6 protein-coding genes and 1 pseudogene are annotated in these 5,427 nt (G+C 61.6%); 2 read left to right on the top strand and 5 right to left on the bottom strand.

Going from position 1 to position 5,427, the window contains the following annotated elements; translation table 11 throughout:
- A partial coding sequence (locus EOD15_RS36330) for a hypothetical protein (RefSeq protein WP_210212207.1) occupies window positions 1-205 on the top strand: 205 nt, incomplete at its 5' end.
- Window positions 206-549: 344 nt separating this feature from the next.
- Here the strand turns inward: EOD15_RS36330 and EOD15_RS27575 are convergent.
- The 5 genes from EOD15_RS27575 to EOD15_RS27555 all read right to left on the bottom strand — a co-directional run bounded on the left by EOD15_RS27575 (window position 550) and on the right by EOD15_RS27555 (window position 4,948).
- Entirely contained in the window at window positions 550-918 is a 369-nt protein-coding gene (locus tag EOD15_RS27575; RefSeq protein ID WP_127269365.1) for a hypothetical protein, read from the bottom strand.
- 195 nt (window positions 919-1,113) lie between these two features.
- Window positions 1,114-2,721 (bottom strand): carboxyl transferase domain-containing protein, encoded by a 1,608-nt coding sequence (locus EOD15_RS27570; RefSeq protein WP_127322447.1) that lies wholly within the window; start codon window positions 2,719-2,721, stop codon window positions 1,114-1,116.
- Between the two features lie 2 nt (window positions 2,722-2,723).
- Window positions 2,724-3,887 (bottom strand): isovaleryl-CoA dehydrogenase, encoded by a 1,164-nt coding sequence (locus EOD15_RS27565; protein ID WP_127327219.1) that lies wholly within the window; start codon window positions 3,885-3,887, stop codon window positions 2,724-2,726.
- A 66-nt stretch (window positions 3,888-3,953) separates the two neighbouring features.
- Window positions 3,954-4,604: a TetR/AcrR family transcriptional regulator gene (locus tag EOD15_RS27560; RefSeq protein WP_127321262.1), complete on the bottom strand. Its 651-nt coding sequence runs from the start codon at window positions 4,602-4,604 to the stop codon at window positions 3,954-3,956.
- Between the two features lie 59 nt (window positions 4,605-4,663).
- On the bottom strand, window positions 4,664-4,948 hold the full coding sequence (locus EOD15_RS27555) for an acylphosphatase (RefSeq protein ID WP_127321261.1): 285 nt from the start codon (window positions 4,946-4,948) through the stop codon (window positions 4,664-4,666).
- Between the two features lie 159 nt (window positions 4,949-5,107).
- On the opposite strand from EOD15_RS27555, the pseudogene EOD15_RS27550 reads away from it, so the two are divergent.
- A pseudogene (locus tag EOD15_RS27550) lies at window positions 5,108-5,427 on the top strand (MarR family transcriptional regulator); the annotation flags it as partial.

Raw genomic sequence — 5,427 nt, 5'->3', positions numbered from 1 at the left:
TCCAGTGAGTGAGCCGGCCATGCCCGCGCCGCACGCGGCGACCGTCAGCAATCCGGCCAATATCGCCATGGCTGTTCGCCTGGAATTCGTGGATTTCATCTTGTCTTACCCAACGAGAAAAACCGGGCGTTTTCCGGCCTATTTGGACGCGGCGATGCTGCAGGCGCCGGCAACGGTAACCTTGTATTTGCTTTTGCTGGCCTGACAGGATTTCAGTGCCAGTTCCGCAGCCGCCTTCTGCGACGATGCATTCAGCTTCACGCCGCAAACGAAGTACTCGGTCGCCGGAACGATTGGCGTCGCCGCGAAAGCCGAATGGCCTGCGGCTGCGAGATACGCTGCGTAAGCCTTCCCGCAGCCCCCGGTGGTTCCTATAGGAATGGTCACTGGGTAGCGCACGTCGCCCTTGCTGCCTGCCAGCGATCCGGCCATGGCGGCGGTGGGGGCCGCCACGATCAGCAAGCCTGCCACTATAGAGGTGGCTGCTCCTTTGCAGGTCCAGGATTTCATACTGCTTCCCCCATTCGCAAAAAAGTCTCGGCTGGTTGCTTATTTCGATGACGAGATTGCGCAGCCGCCACTCGCGGTCTTGAGCTTCCACCGTGTCAAGCCGGCTTGGCAATTGCGCAGCGCCGTCTCTTCCGCCGCCTTCTGGGACGGCGCGTTGAGCTTCGTCCCGCAGACAATGTAGAGGTCGACGACACGCGAATAAAAGGTTGTAGCGTAGGCCGAATGACCGCTCGCCGCGACATAACCCTTGTAAGCAACGTTGCATTCGCCCGAACCCAAGGTCGGCGGAAAACGCACGTCTCCCTTGCGTCCTGCGAGCGATTCCGCCGAGCCGGCGTCGGTCGCTGTTAATATTAGAAATACAGAAAGTATCGAAGCAGCCGTTCCCTGGCAATATTTCAGTTTCATTTCCAGCCCGTCCCCATTGCCCCATGCTGGATAAGCAGTAGCGAATATTTTGCCTCGCCGCCAGTTCACTGTTTGAGAATCGAAGCCGCTTATGCTGATGAATCGATTGGCCCATACAGTTCAGCCTTTTCGCACGGCAGCAACGGCCTGCCGCTATAGTTCCGCCGTTTGGCCGTCGAAGTTGACCGTCCATTCTCACATCCGAAACACGCCAAAGCGCGTGTCCTCGATTTCGGCGTTGAGCGCAGCGGACAGGCTGAGCGCCAGCACGTCGCGCGTCTTCGCAGGGTCGATAATGCCGTCGTCCCAGAGGCGTGCGGACGAATAGAGCGGATGGCCCTCATGCTCGTATTTCATCAGGATCGGCTTCTTGAATTTCGCCTCTTCCTCGGCGCTCCATTCTCCGCCCTTGCGCTCGATGCCTTCGCGCTTGACCATGGCAAGCACCGTTGCCGCCTGCTCGCCGCCCATCACCGAGATGCGGGCGTTCGGCCACATCCACAGGAAGCGCGGCGAATAGGCGCGGCCGCACATGCCGTAATTGCCGGCGCCGAACGAACCGCCGATGATGACAGTCATCTTCGGCACCCTGGCGGTGGCGACCGCCATCACCAGCTTGGCGCCGTCCTTGGCGATGCCGCCTGCTTCATATTTTCGACCGACCATGAAGCCGGTGATGTTCTGCAGGAAGACAAGCGGGATCTTACGCTGGCAGCACAGCTCGATGAAGTGCGCGCCCTTCACAGCGCTTTCGGAAAACAGCACGCCGTTGTTGGCGATCATGCCGACCGGCATGCCATGCAGATGGGCAAAGCCGGTGATCAGCGTGGTGCCGTAATTCTGCTTGAACTCGTCGAATTCGGAACCGTCGACGATGCGCGCAATCACCTCGCGCACGTCATAGGGCTGGCGCAGGTCGGTCGGCACGATGCCGTAGAGTTCATCCGCCGGATGAAGCGGCGGAATCGATTTCTGTAAGTTCAGACTTACAGTCTTGTTCCGATTCAGGTTTTTGACGATGCGTCGGCAAATGGCGAGCGCATGGTCGTCGTCGAGCGCATAGTGGTCGGCAACACCGGAAAGCCGCGTGTGCACATCGGCGCCGCCGAGATCCTCGGCGCTGACATCCTCCCCGGTCGCCGCTTTCACCAGCGGCGGTCCGCCGAGAAAAATGGTCGCCTGGTTGCGCACCATGATCGTCTCGTCGGACATCGCCGGCACATAAGCTCCGCCCGCCGTGCAGGAACCCATGACGCAGGCGATCTGCGGAATGCCTGATGCCGACATATTGGCCTGGTTGTAGAAAATGCGGCCGAAATGCTCGCGGTCGGGAAACACCTCGTCCTGGTTGGGCAGGTTGGCGCCGCCGCTGTCGACGAGGTAGATGCAGGGCAGATTGTTCTGCAGTGCGATCTCCTGCGCCCGCAAATGCTTCTTCACGGTCAGCGGATAATAGGTGCCGCCCTTCACCGTGGCGTCGTTGACGACGACCATGACCTCGGTGCCTTCGACGCGGCCGATGCCGGCGATCATGCCGGCCGAAGAGATCTCCTCGCCATACATCGACCATGCCGCGAACTGGCCGATCTCGAGGAAGGGCGAGCCGGTGTCGAGCAATTGCGCCAAGCGCTCCCGCGGCAACAGCTTGCCGCGCGAAACATGCCGCTCGCGCGCCTCATCCGAGCCGCCGCGCTCGACGGTGGCCGCCTTCTCCGCAATGTCGGCGACCAGCGCCCGCATGCGCTCGGCATTGGCGCGGAATGCTTCGGAGGAGGGGGAGATCTGGGTTTGCAATGTGGCCATACCTACACCCCCTCCGCCATGATCTCGCGCCCAATCAGCCAGCGGCGGATTTCGCTGGTGCCGGCGCCGATCTCGTAGAGCTTGGCGTCGCGCAGCAGGCGGCCGGTCGGATAGTCGTTGATGTAGCCATTGCCGCCAAGCAGCTGGATGGCGTCGAGCGCCATCAGCGTCGCCTTCTCGGCGGCGAACAGCACGCAGCCGGCGGCATCCTTGCGTGTCGTCTGGCCGCGGTCGCAGGCGGCGGCAACGGCATAGACATAGGCGCGCGCGGCGTTCATCACCGTGTACATGTCGGCCAGCTTGCCCTGCACCAGCTGAAACTCGCCGATCGCCTGGCCGAACTGCTTGCGCTCATGCACATAGGGGATCGCCACGTCGAGGCATGCCGCCATCAGGCCGATCGGGCCGCCGGCAAGCACGGTGCGTTCATAGTCAAGGCCCGACATCAGCACCTCGACGCCGCGCCCTTCCTCATGCAGCACGTTTTCGAACGGCACTTCGACATCCGAAAAAACCAGTTCGCCGGTGTTGGAGCCGCGCATGCCGAGCTTGTCGAGCTTTTGCGCCACGGAAAACCCGGCCATCGCTTTCTCGACGATGAAGGCGGTGATGCCGCGCGATTTCAGGTCCGGGTCGGTCTTGGCGTAGACGACCAGGGTCTCGGCGTCAGGCCCGTTGGTGATCCACATCTTGGTGCCGTTGAGCACGTAGCGGTCGTTGCGCTTTTCGGCACGCAGTTTGAGCGAGACGACGTCCGAGCCGGCGCCGGGTTCCGACATCGCCAGCGCGCCGACCCGCTCACCCGAGCACAGTGGCGGCAGGAATTTTTCCTTCTGCGCCGTTGTCGCCCAGCGGTTGATCTGGTTGACGCAGAGATTGGAATGAGCACCATAGGAGAGGCCGACCGAGGCCGAAGCGCGCGAGATTTCCTCGACGGCGATCACATGCGCGAGATAGCCCATGCCGCTGCCGCCGAAATCGGGATCGGCCGTGATGCCGAGCAGGCCGAGCGCACCGAGTTCACCCCACAGATGCGCCGGAAATTCGTTCGAGCGATCGATGTCGGCGGCGATCGGAGCGATCCGGTCCTGGGCGAAGCGCCGCACCAAGTCGCGCAGCGCCTCGATCTCCTCGTCATGCCCGAAGCTGAGTGTGTTCGTGTACATGCCGTTCCTCCCTGCGCATGACCCCGAAAATCGACTTTGATTTTCGGAAAGGGATCATGCGCAAAATCAAAATGCTACAGCGTCCTTTGCGCGTCCGAAGGGACGCGCGGCGCTGTAGGTGCCGATCCTCGCGCCAACCAGGCGCATTGTCATTGAAAGATATGTCGCCGTGACTTCGGCGATCGATAGCCGCTCGCCCGGCCGAAACCAGACGATGACGCCAGTCATCATCTGGATCAGTGCCATGGCGGTCAGCCCGGTGTCGTCGATGCTGAAGGTGCCCGTCTCGGCGCCATCGCGTAAAATAGTGCGCAGTTCCTTTTCGTAGGCAGTGCGCATGCGCAGGATCTGCGTCAGCCGTTCGGGCGACAGGCTGCGCAATTCCATGTTCGACACATGCGTGGCGTGCCGTCGCTCGATATGAAAGGCGATGTGATTGCGCACATAGGCCGAGAGCAGTTGCGCCGAATCTGCGTCCGCCGGGCGGGCTGCTTCCCATGCTGTGGCCAGACCCTCCATGTGCTCGCGCATCAGCGTGAACAGAAGCTCTTCCTTGGTTGGAAAATAGCGGTAGAGCGCGGCCGCCTGGACGCCGACCTCGGCGGCAAGCTGGCGCATCGACATTGCTTCGTAGCCAAACCGCGCGATGAGGTTGACCGCCGCCCCACGGATGGTCGCTTCGGTCTTTTCGCCATCGGATCCGGTCGTGCGCGCCATGTCAGCTCCTCTGTGGAGTGATAATAAAACGAACGTTCGATTAATTCAAGGCGGCGCGCTCAGGCAATGATCCTGAACCCGACAAGAGCGTGTTGTGTTGCCAGGTCCTCGACGTCGACCCTGGAAACCGAAGCCCCGGACGGCCCTTTCCAGAGGCGCTCGATCATTGTCGAGACCGCCTCATCGAGCCCAGCGATCTGGGCCGTTACAGACCCATCCGCCTCATTGCGGACCCAGCCCGCAAGGCCAAGGCTCGTGGCCTGATCCCGAGCCCAGGCCCTGAAGCCGACGCCTTGCACATTGCCGTAGACCCGCGTCAGCACTTCCCTGCGACGATCAGCCATTAATCTCTCCAAAGCCTGTCTCGTTTTGAATCTGGCGCATGGCGTGAGGAATGCAACCTGGGAAGGGCGCGGGCGCAATGGCTGGGCTCTCTGGCTCGAAATTTATTTGACTCCGTCCACTAATTTTGGAAAATACGGCTGCCTCAGGAGTGGCTGCGGATGTTGGACGAACGCAACGCATTGGTGGCCGATATCAGGCGCTTCAATCGTTTCTACACGCGCACCGTCGGCCTTCTCGACGAGACGCTGACACAAAGTGCATTCACTTTGACCGAGGCGCGCGTGCTGTTCGAACTGGGTCACCGCAGCAACCCGGCTTCCGCCGAAATCGCGGGCGAGCGAGGTTTCCTGGCTGGTGCTTTTCGGCTGGAGAATGGCCCGGCGGCCTCCGAAATATCAAGACAGTTGCGTGTCGATGCCGCCTATCTGACGCGGATCCTGCGCAAGTTCGCGGGCCAGGGGCTGACCGAGGCCAGAAC

Origin of the sequence: Mesorhizobium sp. M7A.T.Ca.US.000.02.2.1, assembly GCF_003996995.1 — a bacterium.
Lineage (GTDB): Bacteria > Pseudomonadota > Alphaproteobacteria > Rhizobiales > Rhizobiaceae > Mesorhizobium.
Note: the sequence above shows the minus strand (reverse complement) of the source record. Positions and strands in the feature narration are given on the sequence as shown.